Annotated in this window: 21 protein-coding genes; 11 read left to right on the top strand and 10 right to left on the bottom strand. The window is 72.6% G+C overall.

From position 1 onward, the window contains the following. Window positions 1-28: 28 nt before the first annotated feature. The 4 genes from ACIBF7_RS09980 (at window position 29) to ACIBF7_RS09965 (ending at window position 4663) form a co-directional block, all read left to right on the top strand. Window positions 29-316, top strand: coding sequence for a hypothetical protein (locus ACIBF7_RS09980; RefSeq protein WP_148032111.1), 288 nt, complete (start codon window positions 29-31; stop codon window positions 314-316). Window positions 317-394: 78 nt separating this feature from the next. After that, the gene (locus ACIBF7_RS09975) at window positions 395-1795 is read left to right on the top strand and encodes an FAD-binding oxidoreductase (protein WP_148032110.1); all 1401 of its coding nucleotides are present in this window, start codon (window positions 395-397) and stop codon (window positions 1793-1795) included. Between the two features lie 85 nt (window positions 1796-1880). Then, on the top strand, window positions 1881-3542 hold the full coding sequence (locus tag ACIBF7_RS09970) for an MFS transporter (protein WP_187281201.1): 1662 nt from the start codon (window positions 1881-1883) through the stop codon (window positions 3540-3542). After that, complete coding sequence (locus tag ACIBF7_RS09965) at window positions 3539-4663, top strand: FAD-dependent monooxygenase (RefSeq protein ID WP_271279522.1); 1125 nt, start codon at window positions 3539-3541, stop codon at window positions 4661-4663. The genes ACIBF7_RS09970 and ACIBF7_RS09965 overlap by 4 nt, the downstream gene beginning before the upstream one ends. Here ACIBF7_RS09965 and ACIBF7_RS09960 read toward each other — a convergent pair. Together ACIBF7_RS09960 and ACIBF7_RS09955 are read right to left on the bottom strand one after the other, a co-directional pair. Beyond that, a complete protein-coding gene (locus ACIBF7_RS09960; RefSeq protein WP_364235229.1) occupies window positions 4647-5741 on the bottom strand; it encodes a serine hydrolase domain-containing protein in 1095 nt (364 codons plus the stop codon). The two genes, ACIBF7_RS09965 and ACIBF7_RS09960, sit on opposite strands and share 17 nt — an antisense overlap. An 81-nt stretch (window positions 5742-5822) precedes the next feature. Next, window positions 5823-6155: a hypothetical protein gene (locus ACIBF7_RS09955; RefSeq protein WP_364235232.1), complete on the bottom strand. Its 333-nt coding sequence runs from the start codon at window positions 6153-6155 to the stop codon at window positions 5823-5825. Between the two features lie 78 nt (window positions 6156-6233). Here ACIBF7_RS09955 and ACIBF7_RS09950 point away from each other — a divergent pair, with 78 nt between their 5' ends. Then, window positions 6234-7241: a hypothetical protein gene (locus ACIBF7_RS09950; RefSeq protein ID WP_364235234.1), complete on the top strand. Its 1008-nt coding sequence runs from the start codon at window positions 6234-6236 to the stop codon at window positions 7239-7241. A gap of 30 nt (window positions 7242-7271) precedes the next feature. Here the strand turns inward: ACIBF7_RS09950 and ACIBF7_RS09945 are convergent, their stop codons facing one another. Further along, complete coding sequence (locus tag ACIBF7_RS09945; RefSeq protein ID WP_364235236.1) at window positions 7272-8129, bottom strand: helix-turn-helix domain-containing protein; 858 nt, start codon at window positions 8127-8129, stop codon at window positions 7272-7274. A gap of 135 nt (window positions 8130-8264) precedes the next feature. Here ACIBF7_RS09945 and ACIBF7_RS09940 point away from each other — a divergent pair, with 135 nt between their 5' ends. Next, a complete protein-coding gene (locus ACIBF7_RS09940; RefSeq protein ID WP_364235239.1) occupies window positions 8265-9257 on the top strand; it encodes an aldo/keto reductase in 993 nt (330 codons plus the stop codon). Window positions 9258-9264: 7 nt separating this feature from the next. Here ACIBF7_RS09940 and ACIBF7_RS09935 read toward each other — a convergent pair whose 3' ends face one another. From ACIBF7_RS09935 to ACIBF7_RS09925, 3 genes are all read right to left on the bottom strand, one after another. Then, window positions 9265-9864, bottom strand: coding sequence for a pentapeptide repeat-containing protein (locus ACIBF7_RS09935; protein WP_364235242.1), 600 nt, complete (start codon window positions 9862-9864; stop codon window positions 9265-9267). A gap of 147 nt (window positions 9865-10011) precedes the next feature. Continuing rightward, window positions 10012-11172, bottom strand: a complete 1161-nt coding sequence (locus tag ACIBF7_RS09930; protein WP_148032101.1) for a cation:proton antiporter — start codon at window positions 11170-11172, stop codon at window positions 10012-10014. A 6-nt stretch (window positions 11173-11178) separates the two neighbouring features. After that, window positions 11179-11661 (bottom strand): cation:proton antiporter regulatory subunit, encoded by a 483-nt coding sequence (locus ACIBF7_RS09925; RefSeq protein WP_148032100.1) that lies wholly within the window; start codon window positions 11659-11661, stop codon window positions 11179-11181. A gap of 150 nt (window positions 11662-11811) precedes the next feature. Here ACIBF7_RS09925 and ACIBF7_RS09920 point away from each other — a divergent pair, with 150 nt between their 5' ends. From ACIBF7_RS09920 to ACIBF7_RS09905, 4 genes are all read left to right on the top strand, one after another. Then, window positions 11812-12474, top strand: a complete 663-nt coding sequence (locus tag ACIBF7_RS09920) for a response regulator (protein WP_271279529.1) — start codon at window positions 11812-11814, stop codon at window positions 12472-12474. A gap of 92 nt (window positions 12475-12566) precedes the next feature. Further along, window positions 12567-12974, top strand: a complete 408-nt coding sequence (locus ACIBF7_RS09915; protein WP_271279530.1) for an ATP-binding protein — start codon at window positions 12567-12569, stop codon at window positions 12972-12974. A gap of 31 nt (window positions 12975-13005) precedes the next feature. Continuing rightward, window positions 13006-14067: a PAS domain-containing sensor histidine kinase gene (locus tag ACIBF7_RS09910; RefSeq protein ID WP_271279531.1), complete on the top strand. Its 1062-nt coding sequence runs from the start codon at window positions 13006-13008 to the stop codon at window positions 14065-14067. Continuing rightward, the gene (locus tag ACIBF7_RS09905; RefSeq protein ID WP_148032098.1) at window positions 14064-14447 is read left to right on the top strand and encodes a response regulator transcription factor; all 384 of its coding nucleotides are present in this window, start codon (window positions 14064-14066) and stop codon (window positions 14445-14447) included. Before ACIBF7_RS09910 ends, ACIBF7_RS09905 begins: the two co-directional genes overlap by 4 nt. A gap of 6 nt (window positions 14448-14453) precedes the next feature. Here ACIBF7_RS09905 and ACIBF7_RS09900 read toward each other — a convergent pair whose 3' ends face one another. Then, a complete protein-coding gene (locus tag ACIBF7_RS09900; RefSeq protein ID WP_271276198.1) occupies window positions 14454-15635 on the bottom strand; it encodes an acetate/propionate family kinase in 1182 nt (393 codons plus the stop codon). After that, on the bottom strand, window positions 15611-17914 hold the full coding sequence (locus ACIBF7_RS09895) for a phosphoketolase (RefSeq protein ID WP_219544295.1): 2304 nt from the start codon (window positions 17912-17914) through the stop codon (window positions 15611-15613). Before ACIBF7_RS09895 ends, ACIBF7_RS09900 begins: the two co-directional genes overlap by 25 nt. A 96-nt stretch (window positions 17915-18010) precedes the next feature. Here ACIBF7_RS09895 and ACIBF7_RS09890 point away from each other — a divergent pair, with 96 nt between their 5' ends. Continuing rightward, the gene (locus ACIBF7_RS09890; protein WP_219544296.1) at window positions 18011-19717 is read left to right on the top strand and encodes an IlvD/Edd family dehydratase; all 1707 of its coding nucleotides are present in this window, start codon (window positions 18011-18013) and stop codon (window positions 19715-19717) included. Window positions 19718-19767: 50 nt separating this feature from the next. Here ACIBF7_RS09890 and ACIBF7_RS09885 read toward each other — a convergent pair whose 3' ends face one another. Together ACIBF7_RS09885 and pgi are read right to left on the bottom strand one after the other, a co-directional pair. Beyond that, a complete protein-coding gene (locus ACIBF7_RS09885) occupies window positions 19768-20124 on the bottom strand; it encodes a spore germination protein GerW family protein (protein WP_219544297.1) in 357 nt (118 codons plus the stop codon). Window positions 20125-20138: 14 nt separating this feature from the next. Beyond that, window positions 20139-21770, bottom strand: a complete 1632-nt coding sequence (gene pgi, locus ACIBF7_RS09880) for a glucose-6-phosphate isomerase (RefSeq protein ID WP_345482591.1) — start codon at window positions 21768-21770, stop codon at window positions 20139-20141. Between the last annotated feature and the right edge of the window lie 94 nt (window positions 21771-21864).

The raw sequence follows: 21864 nt of genomic DNA, 5'->3' as shown, positions 1-21864 counted from the left end.
TGTCCTGAAAGGGGAGGTGACCAGCGAGATGAGCGTTACCCCCGACGGCGCCGCACCGACGTCACGGCCGACCGCGACCCAGAACCCGTTCGGTAGGAGCCCCGCCATGCACGTCCACCCCGATTACCGCCACCCCTACGACGGAGACCGGCAGCCGCCCAAGCCGCGTCTGGCCGTCTACGACCACCTGGAAGAGATCGCCGCACCCGAGCCGATCGAGCCTGACACCCAGGTCACCGAGCGGCTGTGGCAGATCCGGGAGATATCGAACAGGGCCATCGGCTCCATCGACGACCTGCTCAAGCGCACCGCCTGATCGCGAACCAATGAGGGGGGAGACCCGGCGAAGCGGCCGGCGACCCGCGGGGAATGTCTCGGCTCACCAAGGAGTGTCATGCAAGGTCACACGCGACTGGCGTCAGCAGTACGCGACGTCGGAGCACACCGCGCGCGGATGATCGCGGGCGTCGCGCGGCCCCAGAACGTCGACGAGGTACGCGCCGTGGTGCGGCGGGCAGCCGTCGAGGGGCGTCGTCTATATCCGCTGAGCACCGGGCGCAACTGGGGCATGGGCTCCGGCGTGCCGGCCAAGGACGAGAACGTGGTCGTCGACCTCAGCGCCATGAACCGCATCCGCAGCCTCGACCTGGAGAACGGCTTCGCCGTCATCGAGCCCGGAGTGACCCAGCGCCAGCTCGCCGAGGAGCTGCGCGACACCGACTGGATGCTCAACGTCACCTCCTCGTGCGCCGACACCTCCGTGGTCGGCAACGCGCTGGAGCGCGGCGACGGCTCGATCCGCTCCCGCGTGCACGACCTCGCCGGGCTCGAGGCCGTGCTCGCCGACGGCAGCCTCGTCAGCACCGGCGGGCTGGACCACTGGGGCCGCTACCGCGGCGCCGTCGCCGGTCCCGACCTGACCGGCGCCTTCGTCCAGCACAACCTCGGCATCATCACCGCGGGCGTCATCGCGCTGGTGCCCCGCCCGCAGGCCATCGGGCTGGTGCACGCCCGCATCCCGCGCGACCAGGCCGGCCGGGCCGTGGGCGCGGTGGGTTCGTTCCTGCGCAACGGCAACCCCGCCGACGGGCTGCTGCGGGTGCGCGAGCTGTCGCTGACGCCCAGCCGGGGCGGCTGGATGCTCCCGGACGGGGTGGACCCCGAACTGCTCACCATCGTCGGCCCGCTGCTCGGCAGCGGCGAGACCGTCCGCCTGGCCGAGGACCTGCTGCGCAAGCACCTGCTGGAGGTCGAGGGCGCCGAAGGGCTCCGCGTCCTGGACGCCGCGGCGGTGAGCCCCGACGACCCCCTCTACCCGCGGGCGCTCATGGCCCAGGGCATCCCCAACTGCCTGAGCGTGCACAACGCGCTCGGCGTCACCTCCTGCGACGACGTCGACGCCGGCCAGATCGGCTTCCTCGTGCTGCTGCCCAAGCTCCCGATGGACGAGATCTCCACCGAGAACCTCCTGACCGTGCTCCGCGCGGCCGTCGAGTGCAACGGCACCGCGGCGATGATGGAGTGGAACATGGTCAGCAGGAACCTCGCCAACGGCGTCATCCAGATCTTCTTCGACCGGGGCGTGGCGGACGCGCCGGCCCGCGCCCACCGCCTGCGCCAGGACGCCAACGGCCTGCTGCGCGGCTACGGCTGCCCCATCTACCGCTCCGACATCGACAACGCCGCCGCCGACGTCTACGCCCAGTCCTCGACGGCGACCCTGTCCATGCTCTACCGGCTCAAGGGCGCGCTGGACCCGTACGGACTGGTGTCGCCGGGACGCTACAGCGCCTGACGGCGGCGGGGACGGGAAGGCACGACCGCCGCCCGGCGCGCCGGGCGGCGGGAACGACATCCGGGCTCTCATGGAGGTGGCCACGTTGCGTCAGTCGCCAGTCGTCGAGACGGGCTCATACCCGGTCACGCGAAAGCCCGCACGCGGGCGCGGCACGCTGCTGCGGCTGGTAGGCGCCGGCGTCATGTTCACCGTCATGGCCGACACCACGGCCACCACGCTCGCCGTCGGCCTGATGCAGCACGGCGACGCCGGGAACGCCCTGCCGCTGAACGACCTGCTCTGGCTGACCAGCGCCGCGTTCGTGCCGATCGCGGCCCTGCTGGCCACCGCGGGACGCTGGGCCGACCTGTTCGGCCGCCGCCGCGTGCTGATCATCGGGCTCGTGGTGTTCGTCCTCGGCGGGCTCGCCACGCTCACCGTGCCCGACTGGCCGATGGTCCTCGCGGCCAGGGCCGTGCAGGGGGTCGGCGCCGCCGCCATGATCCCGGCCAGCCTCGCCGTGCTCCTCGGCGAGCTGCCCGAGCACCAGCGGCGCGGCGCCATCGCGCTGTGGAGCTCCGCGTCCGGCGTCGGCTGCCTGCTCATGCAGGCGGGCGGCGGCTGGCTGGCGGAAGGGTTCGGCTGGCGCGCGCTGTTCGCGCCGGTCGTCGTGGTCGGCATGCTCCTGCTGCTCGCCGCCACCTGGCTGCCGCCCGGCCTGCCCGCCGGCCGGAGCGGCGCCCGGACGCGGCCCGACATGCTCGGCGCGGTCCTGCTGGCCGCCTCGATCGGGGCCATCGTCCTGGCCATCTCCAAGGCGACCTCGTGGGGCGTGGTGTGCGCCTACCTGGCCGCCGGCGCGCTCGTCCTGCTGGTCCTGTCGCTCCTGCGGTCCCGCCGGCACCGGGTGCCCGCCGTCGACCTGACGCTCTGGCGGCGGCCCGGCTTCGCCTGGGGCTGGCTCGCGACCTGGGGATTCGGCGTGCTGTCGTACGGCCTGCTCGCGCTGCAGCCGCTCTACCTCCTGCACCTGGGCTTCCCCATGCTGGAGGTCGCGCTGTGGCTGACGCCCACCTCCGTCGCCGTGGCGGTGACCGCGTGGCTGGGCGGCAAGGTCGTGCGCAAGCTGGGCCCGTACGGGCTCATCTACGTCGGCGCCACCGCGTGCGGCGGCTCCTGTGTCGTGGCGCTGGCGCAGAGCGGTCCCACGCTGTGGGGGCTCGCGGCGAGCGTCGGCGTGGGCGTCGGGGTGGGGGCGCTCGCGCCCGGCACCTCCATGGCCACCACCCTGGCCGCCCAGCCGCACCAGTACGCCTCCGCGGTGGGCGCGGCCGTCATGTCCCGCATGGTCGGCGGCGCCGTCGGCGTGGCCACCGTGTCGGTCGTCATCGGCCATCCCTTCATGGTGGGCCCCATGGGCGGTCTGGCCAGCGCGCTGGCGGTGTGCGTGGCCGTCTCCGTGCTGGTCGGCACGCTCGCCCTGATCAAGATGCTGCGGATGCCGCACGCCACCGGCGAGGTCATGGTCCTGGTGCCCCGCAAGATGCTGCTGGAGCTGCGCATGCAGCTGGCCACGGTCGCCGCCGAAGCCGACGCGCTGCTGCCCCCGCAGCCCGCCGCCGACCCCGGCCACGCCGCGGTCCCGGCGGTACCGCCCCAGCTGGGGCGGGGCCAGGCCCACGCCATGAGGCCCGGCTCGCAACCCCGCGTGCACGGGGGCACGCGTCTCGCAAGAACACCAGAAGGGCTCTCATCATGGCAATGACGACATCCTGCGACGTAGCGATCGTCGGCGCCGGTCTCGGCGGCTGCTTCCTGGCCCTGTTACTGGGCCGCAGCGGCCGGAGCGTCGTCGTCGTGGAGCAGGGCACGGCCATCCCGGCCGCCGGCGCCGACTTCGTCAAACGCCCCGGCATGGCGGTCCTGGCCCGGCACGGGCTGGGGAGCCTGGTGGAACGGCACTCGCTCAAACGCGACATCGTCCGCTACTACCACGACGGCGAGCCGATCCAGGAATGCCGTTACCCCGACGGCTTCCTCATCCGCCCCTACCGCGAGCTGGTCGAGGTCATCTACTCGTCCTGCGCGATGGAGGGCGTCGAGTTCTGGTTCGACTCGCGGATCGAGAGCCTGGAGCGCGACGGCGACCGGGTGGCCCGGCTGGTCCTGGCCGACGGCCGCGAGCTGCGGCCCGGGGTGGTCATCGCCGCCGACGGCACCCGCTCGATGGTGCGCCAGGAGCTCGGCATCACCAAGGAGACCACCTCCTACCCGCACATGCTGCGGGTGGCCACCGTGCCGCTGACCGCCAGCGTCGCCCGGCTCAACCGGCTCTACTTCAACTCCGAGGGCTGGTTCAGCTACCTGTATCCGGTCAACGAGGAGCAGGCCCGGGTGTTCGTCGGCCTGCCGCTGGAAGACGACGACGAGGTGTTCGGGCACGGCCTGCTCGTGGACGCGCTCAAGGAGTTCGTCACCGAGAACGACGACGCCTACGACGTCCTCGGCCCCGCGCACTGGCAGAAGATCCCCGTGGCGGCGATGCGGGTGCCGGTGTACCACAAGGGCAACGCCGCCCTGCTCGGCTCGGCCGCGTTCGCCTGCCACCCGATGACCGGCATGGGCATGAGCTACACCATGCACGACGCCGAGATCCTCGCCGGGATCATCTGCGCCGCCGAGGGAGACCCGGCGCTGCTGGAGAAGGGGCTGGAGACCGGGTACGAGCCGCGCAGGCACGCGCACGGCGAGCTGATCGACTACGGTGACGCGCTGTCAGGGACGTTCCACGACAAGGCGGCCTACCTGGACGTGTTCCGCGAGGACCTGCACGTGTTCGGCGACACCGAGCCGATCGGCGACGGGTACGTCAGGGTGCTGCGCTGAGCACCGCCGAGCCGATCCGGTCCACGGTGGCGAAGTCGCCGATGCGGTTCTTCAGGATCCCGACGGCCAGCCCGGTCCGGGTGTCGGCGAAGGCCACCGTGCCGCCGCTGCCCGGCATCCCGAACACGGTGGGCGCGGCCAGCCCTGGGGTGAGCCCGATCGCGTAGCCCAGCCCCCACGCGGCCTCGACGCCGGTGACCTCGTCGAGGCCGCGCACCGCGGGCGCCGACAGCTCGCGCAGCCGCGCCGGCGGCACCAGCTCGCCCGTCAGCAGCGCGTCGTAGACGCGCGCCACCGCACGGGCGGTCATCGTGCCGCCGGCCGGGATCTCGGCCGTGAGCACGTCGCGCCGGTTGCTGAACCCGGCGTCCGGCATGGCCGCCATCGGCGCCGCCGTGTAGCCGCCGACCACCCGGAAGAACGGGATCCCGTTCCGCAGCGACGGCGGCGGCGTCACCGGCGGGGCGACCTCCTCGATCCGCGCCAGCCGGCCCAGCTCCGCCTCCGGCACGGCGAAGAACAGCTCGCCCGAGACGCCGAGCGGCCCGGCGACCTCCTCCTCCAGCACCTGCGAGATCCGCTTGCCCGTGGCCCTGCGCACCACCTCGCCCAGCAGGTAGCCGAAGGTCTGCGGGTGGTAGCCGCACCGGGTGCCCGGCTCCCACCACGGCTCGGCGTCCGCGATCGCCGCGCACATCAGGTCCCAGTCGCACAGGTCCTCCGGCGTGGTCGCCTCGGGCACACCGGGCACGCCGGCCTGGTGGGAGAGGGCGTGGCGGATCGTCGCCCGCTCCTTGCCGCGCGCGCCGAACTCCGGCCACAGCTCGGCGATCGGCGTGTCGTACGAGAACACCTTCCGCTCGGCCAGCACGTGCACCACGGCCGCGGTGACGCCCTTGCCGGTCGAGGTCGCGTACACGGGGGTGCTTGACGTGAACGGCCGCCCGGTCGCCGCGTCCGCCACCCCGGCCACCACGTCCGCCAGCAGCTCTCCCCGCCGGTAGACGGCCACCTGCAGCCCGCGCTCCGCGCCCGACGCCACCAGCTCGTCGGCGATGTCCTGCACGATCTTCTGCATGTCTGTCACCTTAACGCTGGTATGACCGCCCCGGTGGCAGGAAGCCATCGGCGGGCCGGCCCCGCCACGGAGGACGCGGCGTCATGGCGTCGTGAGCCCGGGCTTCGCGCCGTCCTCACGCGGCGGGCGGCCCGCCGCGGTGACCACCAGCTCCGCCCGCCCGGCCACCTCCGCCACCTCGAACCCGGCCGCGCCGAGGATCGTGCGTAACGCGAGCCGGACGGCCGTGCGGATGGTGTCGTGACGGGAGGGGTCACCGGACGGGACGCTCCAGCGCACCACCACGCCGCGCTCCGGGTCGCACCACACGCTGAGCCCGCCGTCGCTCGGCTTGCGGGACGGCGCCACGGCGAATCCGGCGTCTCTGAGCTCCTGGCACACCAGGCGTTCCAGCTCGGGATCCGCCACGTTCATGTCAACTCGCTGCCCATGACCGCCCGCCGCGAACCTACCCTCAGGTGCGAGCGCCGTACCTCCCGTACGATGGCGGGCGTGCGCGTGGGGGAAGCCGTGGACACGGCCCGACGGTGGGTGCGCGACGAGGGCGCCCGCCTGCCCGGCTTCGGCGGCGCGTTCCTGACCGGCTCGGCGCTGTGGGCGCCGCCCGGCTCCGCGCTGCCGCCGCACTCCGACGTGGACGTGATGGTGGTGCTCGACGAGCCCGCCGGGCACGGGCGCAAGGTCCGGTACGGGGGAGCGCTCCTGGACGTGTCGTTCCTGCCCGCCACCCGGGTGGAGTCGGCCGAGGCCGTGCTGCGCGACTACCACCTGGCCGGCGCCTTCCACCGGCCCGGCGTGCTGGCCGACCCCACCGGGCGGCTGAGGGACCTCGGCCGCGAGGTGTCCCGCCGGTTCGCCGGGCGGCGCTGGGTGCTGGCCCGCTGTGACCACGCCCTGGAGACGGTCCGCGCCCGGCTGGCCGGCGCCGGCTCGCCGGGGCCGCTGCCCGGCCAGGTGAACGCGTGGCTGTTCGGCACCGGGGTGACGGCGCACGTCCTGCTGGTCGCCGGGCTGCGCAATCCGACCGTCCGCCGCCGGTACGCGGCCACCCGCGAGCTGCTCGACGGGCGCGGCCTCGCCGACCACCACGAGCACCTCCTCGACCTGCTCGGCTGCGCCACCATGACCCCGGGCCGGGTCCGGCGCCATCTGGACGGGCTGGAGCGGCTCTTCGACACGGCCGCGCGGGTGGACGCCCCCGCCTACCGCTTCGACTCCGACATCACCGCCGCCGCCCGGCCGATCGCCGTCGGCGGCAGCCGCGCCCTCGTCGACGCCGGCCTGCACCGGGAGGCGGTCTTCTGGCTGGCGGCCACCTACGCGCGCTGCCTGCTCAAGCTCGCCGCGGCTGGTCGGCCGGCCCCCGAGGACGCCCTCCTCGAACTGCTCTCCGACCTGGGCGCGGACACCCCCGCCGCCCGCCAGGCCCGCGCCGCCACCGTCCTGGCGGCCCTCCCGTCCCTCCGGCGCACGGCCGGACACCTGGCCCCGCCCGCCTGACCACGCGCGCACTCCCCGCGGCGCCCTGGGTCAGGCGGTGACCGCGTGGAGGGCGCCGGGCTGGCGGCCGGTCAGGTGGTCCAGGGCCGCGGCCGTGGTCTCGTCGGCGGGGAGGTAGACGACGAGCCGCTGGTCGGCGTCCGCCAAATCGAGGGACTCCACGACCAGCCGGAGCTCGCCCGCGCCCGGATGGGCCAGCCGCTCGCGGTAAGGGGTCGCGGGCGGCGCCGGCGGGGCGTGGAGCAGCTCGGTGAACACCGCACCGGCCGTGATCGTCAGCTCCTCGACGAGGTGTCCGGCCCGCCCGTCACCCATGGCGGCCGCCAGCCGCAGGGCGGTGGCCCGCCCGGCGGCCACCGCGCCCCACTCGGGGAAGGCGGCCCGCGCCCGGGGGTCGGTGAACACGTAGCGGGCCAGGTTGGGCCGGTCGTCGTCGAGGACGCCCAGCGCCGCCACCATCAGGGCGTAGCCGGCGGTGTGCGCCAGCACGTCGTCCAGCCGGTTGAGCAGGACGGCCGGGGCCGGCTCCAGCCGGTCGAGCAGCGCACGGAGCGTGGGCCGCACCGTGCGCGCGGGCGAGGACGCGGCGGCGGAGCAGAGCAGCGCGTCGCCGCCGGCCATCTTGGCCAGGTGGCGCAGGTGCAGCCGCTGCTCGAAGCTCAGCCCGAGCACGTCGGCGAGCGCCCCCAGCACCTGGGCGGACGGGTTGCGGTCGCGGCCCTGCTCCAGCCGGGTCAGGTACTCGACGCTGATGCCCGCCAGCGTCGCCAGCTCGGCCCGGCGCAGCCCGGGGGTGCGGCGCCGCGGCCCCTCCGGCAGGCCGACGTCGCCCGGTCTGACCGCTTCCCGGAGGCCGCGCAGGTAGGCGGCCAGCTCGTTCCCGCTCACGCAGGGCAGTCTAGGCGGGACGGCGCCCGCGCATCGTGGCCCTGTCAGGGCCAGTCTCCGCCCGGTCTCCCTCCCCGGCCGGCGGCCCCGCCATGGTGGACCCCGTACGGAATGACGAGTGAAGGGAAGACGGCCATGAGGTACCGGTTGCTCGGGCGTACCGGGTTGAGGGTGTCGGAGCTGTTCCTCGGCGCCATGACGTGGCGGGCGGTGACGCCCGGGGTGCGCGCGATGATGGACCTGTACGAGGACGCGGGCGGCAACGTCGTCGACACGGCCTCCGCCTACGGCGAGTCTGAGAGCGTGGTCGGCGAGGTGCTGGAAGGGCGGCGGGACCGGTTCGTGGTGGCGACCAAGTACACCCTGACCCGCGACGCCGGCGACCTCAACGCGGCGGGCAACCACCGCAAGAACCTCGTGCTCTCCCTGGAGCGGAGCCTGCGGCGGTTGCGCACCGACTATGTGGACCTGCTCTGGGTGCACATCTGGGACCGGCACACGCCGCTGGAGGAGACGATGCGGGCCCTCGACGACGTGGTACGGGCAGGCAAAGTGCTCTATGTCGGGATATCGGATGCGCCGGCGTGGGTGGTGAGCCGGGCCAACACGCTGGCGGAGTGGCGCGGATGGACGCCGTTCGCCGGCCTGCAGGTGCCCTACAGCCTGCTGTGGCGCGACGTCGAGCGCGAGCTGCTGCCGATGGCGGAGGAGTCGGGGCTGACGGTGGCCGCCTGGGCGACGCTCGCCCAAGGCGTGCTGTCCGGCAAGTACACCGCCGGCCCCGCTCCCGAGACCCCCACCAGGATCGAGCCCGGGGCGGTGACGGAACGCGAGCACGCGGCGGCCAGAGCCGTCATGGACGTGGCCGACGACCTGGGCGTCACGCCGTCGCAGGTGGCGATCGCCTGGACCCGGGCCCGCTCGCGCGTGGTGCACCCCATCGTCGGCGCGAGCACCCCCGGCCAGCTCGCCGACAACCTCGCCGCGGCGGACGTCACCCTCCCCGAGGAGGCCATGGACCGCCTCGCCCGGGCGGCGCCCTTCACCCGCGGCTTCCCCGCCGACTTCATCGCCGAGGCCGGCGGGGTCTTCGGCACCCGGATCGACCGCCTCGACGGCCGCCCCTGACACCGGATCAGGGGAGGACCTGGAGACCCAGGGCGGTGACGATGACCGTGGCCTGGTGGGGGTCGACGGTCGCGTCGCGCAGGGTGACCGCCGACGGGTCGAGCGTGCTCAGGTCGCTGCCGCGCAGATCGCACGAGGTCAGGTCGGCCCGGCGCAGCGCGGCGCCGCTGAGGTCGCAGCGGCGCAGGGTGGCGCCCGTCAGATTGGCCCCCGACAGGTCGGCCTCGCGCAGGCGGACCCCGTCGAAGGTGCTGCCCCGCAGGTCGGCGCCCGCCAGCGAGGTGAACGACCAGTCGCCGCCGTCGACCTTGAGCAGCCCGTAGGTGCACCCCGAGAACGTGCTGCCCGTCAGCTTGCAGCCGTTGAACGTGGCGTCGAAGAACGAGCAGCTCCCGAACGTGCACGCGACGAAGGCGGCGTCGGCGTGGACCGACACGTTGAAGCGGACGTTGCTGAACGTGCACTCCTCGAAGGTCGTGCCGTCGTCGGCCATCTCCATCATGTCGAGGTCGACGAACCGCACCCGCCGGAAGGTCTCGCCGTCGAGGTCGCGGTCGTCCCACTCGTCGGGGCCGATCGTGGTGTCGGCCGTCACGCGTGTCGTCATCGCGCGCCCGCCTCCACCCGCTCGCCGGCGACGACCACGCGGTCGCCGCCGGCGTTGTCCGTGAACTCCACCGTCAGCCGCCTCCTTCGATGATCGGAGGCAAACCTCCCACACCCCACCGACAGAAACGGAAGAGCGCGCGGCCGGTCAGGCGCGCTTGGCGATGGCTTCGAAGAGAGGCTGGACGAGCTTGGCCGCGAGCGGGCCGAAGGCGGCCAGGATCAGGACGTACGCGGCCGCCAGCGGACCCAGGTCGGGGTGGGCGCCGGCCGCCACCGCGAGACCCGCGATGACGATGTTGAACTCACCGCGCGGCACCAGGGCGATGCCCGCCCGGGCCTGACCCGCTTTGGAGATGCCGGCCCGCCTGGCCGCGTACATGCCCGTCGCCAGCTTGGTGAGCATGCTGACCAGCGCCAGCGCGGCGGCGATAGCCGCCACCGGGAGGATCTTCGTCGGGTCGGTCTGCAGGCCGAAGAAGACGAAGAACACCGCCGCGAACAGGTCGCGCAGCGGCGCGAGCAGCGCCTGCGCGTCGTGCGCGAGCTGGCCGGACAGGGCGATCCCGACGAGGAAGGCGCCGACCGCCGCCGACACCTGGAGCTGCTGGGCGATGCCGGCCACCAGCAGCGCCAGGCCGACGACCTTCAGCAGCAGCACCTCGTTGTTGGGGCTGGAGACGAACGCCTCGATCCACTTGCCGAACCGCAGCGCGATCAGCAGCACCACGGTCACCGTGGCCAGCGCGATGCCCACCGCGATCGCCCCGCTGAGCAGGCTGAGCCCGGCCAGGGTGGCGGTCAGGATCGGCAGGTAGACGGCCATCGTGAGGTCTTCGAACACCAGCAGCGACAGCACGGTCGGTGTCTCGCGGTTGCCGATCCAGCCCAGGTCGCTCAGCACCTTGGCGGTGATGCCGGAGGAGGTCGCGTACGTGACGCCGGCCATCGCCAGGGCGGCCACCGGCCCCCAGCCGAGCAGCAGCGCCAGGATCGCGCCGGGCGCGGCGTTGAGCACGAGGTCGACGATGCCGGCGCGGGCGTTGCCCTTGAGACTGGAGACCAGCTCGTCGGCGTTGTACTCCAGGCCGAGCGTCAGCAGCAGGAGGACGACGCCGATCTCCGCGCCGATGGAGATGAACTCCTCGCTGGTGGCCAGAGGAAGGACGCCGCCGGTGCCGAAGGCGAGCCCGGCGATCAGATAGAGGGGGATGGCGGAGATGCCGGCGCGCAGCGCCAGCGCTCCGAGCACGCCCAGGCCGAGGAGAACGGCCCCGAATTCGAGGAAGAGTATCGCTGTGTGATGCACCCGGCCCTAGCCTTCAGCCAATATGTCGCCGACTTCGGCCGTGCTGTCCGCGCTGCCCACCACGACCACGATGTCGCCGGGAAGGAGCACGAAGTCGGGGCCGGGGCTGGCGTAGACCTGCCCGTTGCGGACGATCGCGACGATCGACGCGTTCGTCCGGGTCCGCACGCGCGCGTCGCCCATCGGCCTGTTCACGTACGGGGAGGTGGCCGGGATCGGCAGCTGGAGGCTGACCAGGCCCTCGACCTCGGCGTGCGCCTGGTTGAGCCGCGCGACGATGCGCGGGGCGCCGAGCAGCTCGACGAGCGCGTCGGCCTCCTCGTCGTTGAGCTTGACTGCTTCGCAGGCCCGGTCGGGGTCGTCCTTGCTGTAGATGACGAGATCACGCCGCCCCGTGCGGTGCGAGATCACCCCGATTCTTCGGCCTGAATGGGTGGTGAACTCATGGCGCAGCCCTATCCCCGGCAGCGCCGTCTGCTCGACCTCCACGGCTGTATCCCATCCATCTTGATCCGAAAACAACGGGAGAACATTACCAATCTCCACCCATAGTGTCGGCACCGAGAGGAACCGACATAGCAGGTGAACGGTAGTGTGCGGAGAAGACAATCGTCGGGAGCAGGTAAAAGGGGAGCTGCCGTGTCACCCTCGCAGGGGCCGCACCCGCCCGCCCCCGTGCGACTTCTGCTCGTGGAGGACCACGACATGGTGGCCGAGGCGATCGCGATGGCGCTCGACCACGACCCCGGCATCAAGGTGGTGGCCAGGTCCCGATCGGTGGCCGCCGCCGTGGCCGACGCCCGCGCCCACCTGCCCGACGTGGTGGTGCTCGACCGGCGGCTGCCCGACGGCGACGGCATCACGGCCATCGGCCGCATCTCGCAGGCCGCCCCCGGCGCCCGCGTGCTGGTTCTGACCGCCGAGGCGACGCCGGCGATCGCCGTGCGCGTGGTGGAGGCCGGTGGCGCGGGCCTGGTGGTGAAGTCGTCGGGGCTGCGCGAGCTCGAGTCGGCGGTGATCGAGGTGGCCTCGGGCGGGGTGGCGTTCGGGCCGGGCCTGCTGCCCGCCGTGCTCGACCAGCTCGCCGGCCGCGGGCGGGCGGGCCGGGGCGCGCTGACCGGGCGGGAGCGTGAGACGCTCCACCTGCTCGCCGAGGGAGTGAGCACCGACCAGCTGAGCGAGCGGCTCGGCATCGCCCGCAACACCGCCCGCAACCACATCCAGCGGGTGCTGGAGAAGCTCGGGGCCCGGTCCAAGCTGGAGGCGGTGGCCATCGCCCGGCGTGAGGGCCTGCTCGACTGATGCACCTGCACCAGTCCCGTTCCGCACCAGCACCAGAAAGGTCGGCGCGGTTGCGTCTCGCGGCCGGGCTTCGGGTGGCCGAAAGTAGGACCATGGGCACGGGACTCGACTCGCACATGGTGGAGCACCACCTCGCGGAGGAGATGGGCAGCATCTCCGTCGCCCGGCAGGTCGCCCGTGACACCCTGATGACGTGGGGCTATCGAGGCCGCTTCGAGGACGTGCTGCTCGTCGTCTCCGAGATGGTCACCAACGCCCTCGTGCACGGCGCCGGGGCACCCGTGCTGCGCATCGCCGGCGGTCTCGGCCACATCCGCGTCGAGGTCGGCGACTCCAGCGACGCGTTGCCCAGGCCGCGGAGCCCCGGCCCGTCCGACGGCTGGGGGCTGCACGTCGTCGAAGAACTGAGCATCGCCTGGGGCACCTCGCTCCAGGAGGGCGGGAAGGTGGTCTGGTGTGAGCTCGCGGCCCCTCTCACCGCTGTCACCACCGCCGATTGAGGGGGTGCGGGTCCCTCAGAGGGACACCGCCGTGCGAAGCTGCACTATGCCCGAGCACGAGCACGTCGACCTTCAGCTCCTCCTGCAGAGCCTCGGCGACTACGCGATCTTCATGCTGGATCCGGGCGGCCGTGTCATGAGCTGGAACTCCGGCGCCCAGCGCATCAAGGGCTACGCGGCCGACGAGGTCACCGGCCGTCACTTCTCGATCTTCTACCCGCCGGAGGACATCGCGGCGGGCAGACCCGCCCGCGGCCTGGAGACCGCCGCCGCCGAAGGCAGGTTCGAGGACGAGGGCTGGCGGGTGCGCAAGGACGGCACCCGGTTCTGGGCCAACGTGGTGATCACGGCCCTGCGCGACGGCGAGGGCCGGCTGCGCGGGTTCGGCAAGGTGACCCGCGACATGAGCGAGCGCCGCAACGCCGAGCGCGCGCTCGACGAGCGCGGCAGGCTCCTCGCCCACCTGGTGCAGGCCCAGGAGAAGGAGCGGCGGCGCATCGCCTGGGACGTGCACGACGACACCATCCAGTCGATGGTGGCCGTCGGCATGCGCCTGCAACTGCTGGCCTCCCAGCTGCCGGGCGACCACGCCGAAGCCGTGCTGCGCCTCAACGACACGGTCAACGCCGCCGTCGGCCGCCTGCGCAACCTCGCCTTCTTCCTGCACCCGCCGGGCCTCGACAGCGGCGGCCTGGTCGACACCCTGTCCGGCTACCTGGAGCAGGTCGTCTCCACCGCGGGCCTCACCTACGACTTCGTCCCCGACCTCGACGAGGAGCCGCCGCCGGAGACCGCGATCACCGTGTTCCGGATCTGCCAGGAGGCCCTCACCAACGTGCGCAAGCACGCCCACGCCTCCTCCGTGCGGGTCTCGCTCGCCTCCGCCGACCAGGGCGTGCACGTCAAGGTCGGTGACGACGGCGTCGGCTTCGCCGATCAGGGCGACGGCTCCTCCCGGATGGGGCATTTCGGGCTGATCGAGATGCGCGAGCGAGCCGAGATCTCCGGCGGCTGGTGGCAGCTCCACAGCAGTCCCGGCGAGGGGTCCACGGTGGAGTTCTGGGTGCCCGCGGTGCGGCCGAGGCGGTCATGAGCGCCGCGCCGGACCGGCTCACCGTCCTGATCGGCGACGACCAGCCGCTGATCCGCGAGGTGCTCACCGAGGTGCTGACGGCCGAGCCCGACCTGGACGTGGTCGCCGTGGCCGCCGACGCCCGGGAGGCGGTGCGGCTGGCGGTCCGCCACCTGCCCGCGGTCGCCATCCTCGACGTGCGGATGCCCGGCGGCGGGGCGTGGGCGGCGAGGGAGATCCGCCGGCTGTCGCCCGCCACCAGGGTGATGGCGTTCTCCGCCTACGGCGACTCCCGCTCCGTCGACGAGATGCGCCGCGTCGGCGTCCGCGAGTATCTGCTCAAAGGGCTGCCCAACAGCGACATCGTGGCGGCCGTGCGGCGCACGGCCGCCACCTCCTGACCTCCCTCAGATCAGCTCCAGCGCCTGACGGGCGATCTCCCACTCCTCGTCGGTGGGGATGACCAGGACCGCGACCTCCGCCCCGGGCGGCGAGATCGCCCGCTCGCCGCCGCCCGCGGCCTCGTTGCGCGCCGGGTCCACCGCGACGCCGAACCTCTCCAGCCCGGCCAGCGACGTGGCCCGCGTCGCCGCGTCGTTCTCGCCGACGCCGCCGGTGAACACGATCGCGTCCACCCGGCCCAGCACCGCGTAGTACGCGCCCACGTACTTGCGGATGCGCCGGCAGTAGACGTCCAGCGCCAGCCGCGCCTCGCCGTCGCCGTCCGCCGCGCGCCGGCGCACCTCGCGCATGTCGCCGGTGCCGGCGAGCGCGAGCAGGCCGCCGTGGCGGCCGAGCGCCTCCTCCACGTCCTGCGTGTCGAACCCGGCCACCCGGCCCAGATACGCGCAGAGCGCCGGGTCGACGTCGCCCGAGCGGGTGCCCATGACCAGGCCCTCCAGCGGGGTCAGGCCCATGGAGGTGTCGACGCTGCGCCCTCCCTCGACCGCGGTGGCGCTGGCGCCGTTGCCCAGGTGCAGCACGATCAGGTTGACTCCGGCGGGGTCGCGGCCCAGGAACGCGGCCGCCCTGCGGGACACGTACGCGCACGAGGTGCCGTGGAAGCCGAACCGGCGCACGCCCAGCCGCTCGCGCCACTCGCGCGGCACCGCGTAGGTGTACGCCTCGGGCGGCAGCGACCGGTGGAAGGCCGTGTCGAACACCGCCACCTGCGGCACCCCGGGGAAGGCGGCCTGCGCCACCCGGATGCCGGTCACGTTCACCCGGTTGTGCAGCGGAGCCAGCGGCGCCAGCTCCTCGATGGCGGCCACCACCGGCTCGTCCACCAGCACCGCCTCGCCGAACCGCTCACCGCCGTGCACCACCCGGTGGCCGACCGCCACCGGGTCCAGCTCCGGCCCCACCGTCCGGAACGCCTCCAGCACCGCTTCGAGGCCCTGCTCGTGGTCCGCGTAGACGCACTTCCTCCGGTACGGGGGAGCGTCGCCTGCATGGTGGGTCAGCAGGCCCTCGCCCTCGTGGATCCGCTCGATGACGCCGCGCGCGGGGCGGGCTCCCGACTCGGCGTCGATCAGCTCGTACTTGATGGAGGAAGAGCCCGTGTTCAGGACGAGGATGTGTGCGGCCATGTCCACGAACTGATCTCGGGGGCGTCCTCGCCGTACATGCGGGTGTAGGCGCGGGCCTGCAGCCGGGCGTCGGACATGCGCTGGCGCAGGTGGGCGGCCTTCGAGCCGAGGCCGGGCACCCGGTCGATCACGTCCATCACCAGGTGGAAGCGGTCGATGTCGTTGAGCATGCACATGTCGAAGGGCGTGGTCGTGGTGCCCTCCTCCTTGTAGCCGCGCACGTGCAGGTTGTCGTGCCCGGTGCGCCGGTAGGTGAGCTGGTGGATCAGCGTCGGGTAGCCGTGGAAGTTGAAGATGATCGGCCGTTCGGTGGTGAACAGCGTGTCGAACTCGGAGTCCGGCATGCCGTGCGGGTGCTCCGACGGCGGCTGCAGCCGCATCAGGTCGACCACGTTGACGACCCGGACCTTCAGCTCCGGCATCTCCTCGCGCAGGATCGAGGCGGCGGCCAGCGTCTCCAGCGTCGGCACGTCGCCCGCGCAGGCCAGCACCACGTCCGGCTCGCTGCCGGCGTCCGTGGACGCCCACGGCAGGATGCCCAGCCCGCGCGTGCAGTGCGCGATGGCCTCGTCCATGCCGAACAGGTCCAGCACCGGCTGCTTGCCCGCCACGATCACGTTCACGTAGTCGCGTGAGCGCAGGCAGTGGTCCGTGACCGACAGCAGCGTGTTCGCGTCCGGCGGCAGGTACACCCGCACCACCGATGCCTTCTTGTTGACCACCACGTCCAGGAAGCCCGGGTCCTGGTGGCTGAAGCCGTTGTGGTCCTGCCGCCACACGTGCGACGACAGCAGATACGTCAGCGACGCCACCGGACGCCGCCACGGGATCTTCTGCGACGACTCCAGCCACTTGGCGTGCTGGTTGAACATCGCGTCGACGATGTGGATGAACGCCTCGTAGCAGTTGAACAGGCCGTGCCTGCCGGTCAGCAGGTAGCCCTCCAGCCAGCCCTGGCACAGGTGCTCGCTGAGCACCTCCATGACCCGCCCGGCCGGCCCCAGGTGCTCGTCGGTGGGCAGCAGCCCGGCCTCCCACGTCCGGTCGGTCGCCTCGAAGACCGCGCTGAGCCGGTTCGAGGCGGTCTCGTCCGGGCCCATCAGCCGGAACGTGCGCGGGTTGCGCTCGATGACGTCGCGCAGCAGCCTGCCCATCACCCGGGTCGGCTCGGTCGACTGGGTGGCGGGGGCCTTGACCTCGACGGCGAGGGCGCGGAAGTCCGGCAGCCGCAGCGGCGTGAGCAGCTCGCCGCCGTTGGTGTGCGGGTTGGCGCTCATCCTGAGCTCGCCGCGCGGCACCGTGTCCAGGATGCCCTGGACCGGCCGCCCGCCGGAGTCGAACAGCTCGTCGGGCCGGTAGGAGCGCATCCACTCCTCCAGCATCGCCAGGTGCTCGGGGTTGTCGTGCACCGCCGACAGCGGCACCTGGTGGGCGCGCCAGGTGCCCTCCACCGGCAGCCCGTCGACCACCTTCGGGCCCGTCCAGCCCTTCGGCGTGCGCAGGATGATCATGGGCAGGCGCTTCTCGGCGCCCTCCCGGTACGCGGCGATCTGCTCGAACGCCTCGTCCAGGGTGCGCGCCATCTCCTCGTGGTCCGGGCCCACGAGGTGCGGGCGGTAGCCGTACCCCTCCATGAGCTTGAGCAGCTCGTCCTCGGGGATGCGGGCGAGCACCGTCGGGTTGGCGATCTTGTAGCCGTTCAGCGAGAGGATCGGCAGCACCACGCCGTCGCGCTCCCGGTTGAGGAACTTGTTGGAGTGCCAGCTCGCCGCCAGCGGGCCCGTCTCGGCCTCGCCGTCGCCGATGACGCACGCCACCACCAGGTCCGGGTTGTCGAAGGCGGCCCCGTACGCGTGCGCGAGCGCGTACCCCAGCTCGCCGCCCTCGTGGATTGAGCCGGGGGTCTCCGGCGCCACGTGGCTGGGGATCCCGCCGGGGAAGGAGAACTGCCGGAACAGGCGGCGCATGCCGTCCTCGTCCTGCGTGACGTCGGGGTAGCGCTCGGTGTACGAGCCCTCCAGCCAGGAGTGCGCCACGGCGGCGGGGCCCCCGTGCCCGGGTCCGGCGATGTAGATCATGTCCTGGTCGCGCTCGCGGATGACGCGGTTCAGGTGGGCGAAGCAGAAGTTCAGCCCGGGGGTGGTGCCCCAGTGGCCGAGCAGGCGCGGCTTGACGTGCTCGCGCCGCAACGGCTCGGTGAGGAGTGGGTTGTCCAGCAGGTAGATCTGGCCCACCGACAGGTAGTTGGCCGCACGCCAATAGGCATCGATGTCGTCCATGCTCCGACAAGTGCCCCCGTTATGGCCATGGTGAACAAGGCACGTTCCGTAGACGATTGCTACCGTTAGCCATGATTCGATGGCTAAGGTGCCGTTATGGTTTTGCGCAGCTCGCACTGGTACGCGGGCGATGACAGGAACTCGTACATCCACCGCGCGTGGATGCGCCGAGGACTGCCCCGGGACGCCTTCGACGGCGAACGGCCGCACATCGCGATCGCCAACACCGCCTCCGACCTGACCCCCTGCAACTCCCATCTCAACGAGGTCGCCGACAGCGTCAAACAGGGCATCTGGGCGGCCGGCGGCGTCCCCCTCAATCTGCCCGCGCTCTCCATCGGCGAGACCAACGTCCGGCCCACCGCCATGCTCTGGCGCAACCTCGCCGCCATGGCCACCGAGGAGATGCTGCGCGCCAACCCGATCGACGGCGTGGTGCTGCTCGGCGGCTGCGACAAGACCATCCCGTCGCTGCTCATGGCCGCCGCCTCCGTCGACCTGCCCGCCGTCGTGCTGCCCGGCGGCCCCATGCTCACCGGCCGCTTCCGCGGCGTCCCGCTCGGCTGCGGCACCGACGTGTGGCGGCTCAGCGAGGAGGTACGCGCCGGGACGCTCTCCCGTGAGGCGTTCCTGGAGTCCGAGTCCTCCATGATCCGCAGCCGCGGCCACTGCAACACGATGGGCACCGCCTCCACCATGGCGTGCATGGCCGAGGCGCTCGGCATGACCATCCCCGGCACCGCAGGAATCCCCGCCCCCGACAGCAGGCTGCTGGAACGCTCGCACGACACCGGCCGCCTCGCCGTCGAGCTGGTGCGCGAGGGCCGCCGCCCCAGCCACGTGATGACCCGCGCCTCGTTCCTCAACGCGATCGTCACCCTGGCCGCCGTCGGCGGCTCCACCAACGCCGTCGTCCACCTGCTCGCCATCGCCGGCCGGCTCGGCGTCGAGCTGAACCTCGACGACTTCGACCGCACCGGCTCCGGTGTCCCGCTCCTCGTCGACCTGCAGCCCGCCGGCCGGCACCTGATGGAGGACATGTTCAGGGCGGGCGGCCTGCGCGCCGTGCTGAACGAGGTCGCCGACCTGCTCGACCCGTCCGCGATCACCGTCACCGGCGAGCCGCTCACCGGCTCCCTGGCCGGGGCCGAGATCTGGGACGAGACCGTGATCAGGAGGCGCGCGGAGCCGCTGCTGCCCGACGCCGGCATCGCCGTGCTGCGCGGCAACCTCGCCCCCGACGGCGCCGTCATCAAGCCCGCCGCCGCCTCGCCCGAACTGCTGCGCCACCGGGGCCGGGCCGTCGTGTTCGACAGCGTCGAGGACGTCTACGCCCGGCTCGACTCGCCCGACCTGGACGTGGACGAGACGTCGGTGCTCGTGCTGCGCGGCTGCGGTCCCCGCGGCTACCCCGGCATGCCCGAGGTGGGCAACCTGCCGCTGCCCGCCAAGCTGCTGGCCAAGGGCGTGCGCGACATGGTGCGCATCAGCGACGCCCGCATGAGCGGCACCGCCTACGGCACCGTCGTGCTGCACGCCGCGCCCGAGGCCGCCGCCGGCGGGCCGCTCGCCAGGGTGCGCACCGGCGACCCGATCGTGCTCGACGTGGCGGCCAGGCGGCTCGACGTGGACCTGCCGGAGGCCGAACTGGCCGCCCGGGAGCCGGTCATGACCGGCCACGCCCGGCCCGTACGCGGCTGGGAGCGGTTGTACGTGGACCACGTGCTCCAGGCCGACCGGGGCGTCGACCTGGACTTCCTCACCGGTTCGAGCGGCGACGGGGTGGGCCGCGAGTCCCACTGAGCGGTTTCACCGGAAGCGCGGCGCCCGGAGTCTCTGGCCGACCCCGGGCGTCAGTGACGGCGGCGACGGCGGCGCTTGAAGACGGCGCGCAGCGTCAGCAGGAGCACCACGGCGACGATCTGGCCGCCGGCCACGATGCGGTTGACGTCCACGGCCGGCTGCCAGCGCACCTCGCCGTCCTTGACCACGAACACCCCGGCGGGGGTGGCCGCCACGCCGTAGCCGACGCCGCTGCCGCTGCCGCTGTCGCCCTTCTTGTCCTCGCCCTGGCCCGTGCCGCCGCCACCGCCGTAGGCGATCCTGGCGACGGGGATGACGACCACGTCGCCGTGTTGCACGGGGTCGCCGAACACCCTCTTGACGTTCGCGGAGTCCCTGGACTTCTCCGCTATCTCCATGATGTCCATGCCCTCATGGTGGCTCACGACGGGCGGCCGCGCAGCTCGCGGTAGACGCGGACGAGCCGCTCGGTCGAGGGGTCGGGGAAGGCGGCCTGCGGCTCGTCGGAGGTGAGCGCGGGTGCCAGGTCGAGCGCCATCTTCTTGCCCAGCTCCACGCCCCACTGGTCGAAGGAGTCGATGCCCCAGATGGTGCCCTCGACGAACACGACGTGCTCGTACAGGGCGACGAGCTGGCCGAGGGTCGACGGGGAGAGCTTCGGGACGAGGATGGTGGAGGTGGGCCGGTTGCCCGGCATGACCTTGTGCGGCACGACCGCGGCGGCGGTGCCCTCGGCGGCGATCTCCTCGGCCGTCTTGCCGAACGCGAGCGCCGAGGTCTGCGCGAACAGGTTGGCGGTGAGCAGGTCGTGCATGCCCTCGCGGTCCTCGTACGGCTCGGCGAAGCCGATGAAGTCGGCGGGCACCAGGTGGGTGCCCTGGTGGAGCAGCTGGTAGAAGGCGTGCTGACCGTTGGTGCCCGGCTCGCCCCAGAAGATGGCGCCGGTGTCGCAGGTGACGGGGGCGCCGTCGGCGCGCACCGACTTGCCGTTGGACTCCATGGTGAGCTGCTGGAGGTAGGCGGGGAAGCGGTGCAGGCGCTGGCTGTAGGGCAGCACGGCGCGGGTCTGGGCGCCGAAGAAGTCGGCGTACCACACCCCGAGCAGGCCCATCAGCACCGGCATGTTGGCCTCGAAAGGCGCGGTGCGGAAGTGCTGGTCGATGGCGTGGAAGCCGGCCAGCATCGCGCGGAACCTGGCCGGCCCGACGGCGATCATCAGGGACAGGCCGATGGCGCCGTCGTAGGAGTAGCGGCCGCCGACCCAGTCCCAGAAGCCGAACATGTTGTCGGTGTCGATGCCGAACTCGGCGACCTTGGCGGCGTTGGTGGAGACGGCCACGAAGTGTTTGGCGACGGCGTCCTCGCCCAGCGCGCCGACCAGCCACTGCCGGGCCACCCTGGCGTTGGTGAGGGTCTCGAGCGTGGTGAAAGTCTTGGAACTGACCACGAAGAGCGTGGTGGCGGGGTCGAGTCCGCGGAGGTTGCCGGTGATGTCGGCCGGGTCGATGTTGGAGACGAACCTGGCCTCGATGCCGGCGTCGGCGTAGTCGAGCAGCGCCTCGTAGGCCATCGCGGGGCCGAGGTCGGAGCCGCCGATCCCGATGTTGACCACGGTGGCGATGGGTCGCCCGGTGGCCCCTCGCCACTCCTGGGCGCGCACCCGGTCGGCGAAGGCGGTCATCTTGTCGAGCACGGCGTGCACGTCGCCGATGACGTCCTGGCCGTCGACCACGAGGGCGGCGTCGGCGGGGGCGCGCAGCGCGGTGTGGAGGACCGCGCGATCCTCGCTGACGTTGATGTGCTCGCCGGTGAACATGGCCTCGATGCGCTCGCGAAGCCCCGCCCGCTCGGCCAGCCGCACCAGCAGCCCGACGGTCTCACTGGTGACGCGGTGCTTGGCGTAGTCGAGGTAGAGGTCGCCCGCCGTCAGCGTCATGCGGCCGGCCCGGCCGGGGTCGTCGGCGAACAGCTCGCGCAGGTGTATGCCCGCCAGCTCACCATGGTGCTTCTCCAGCGCCGCCCACTCCTGGCTCTGGGTGATGTCGCCGTTCACGTCGCCCTCCTCGCGGCCGTCACAAACCGATCACGCCATCGTCCCGTATCCGCATACCCGGAGGTTCCGATTCCGCGCATGGCGGAGCGGACTC

The sequence above is a fragment of the Nonomuraea sp. NPDC050478 genome, assembly GCF_044458265.1.
In the GTDB taxonomy this organism is placed as follows: domain Bacteria; phylum Actinomycetota; class Actinomycetes; order Streptosporangiales; family Streptosporangiaceae; genus Nonomuraea; species Nonomuraea ferruginea.
This window is presented reverse-complemented; position numbering and strand designations above follow the sequence as displayed.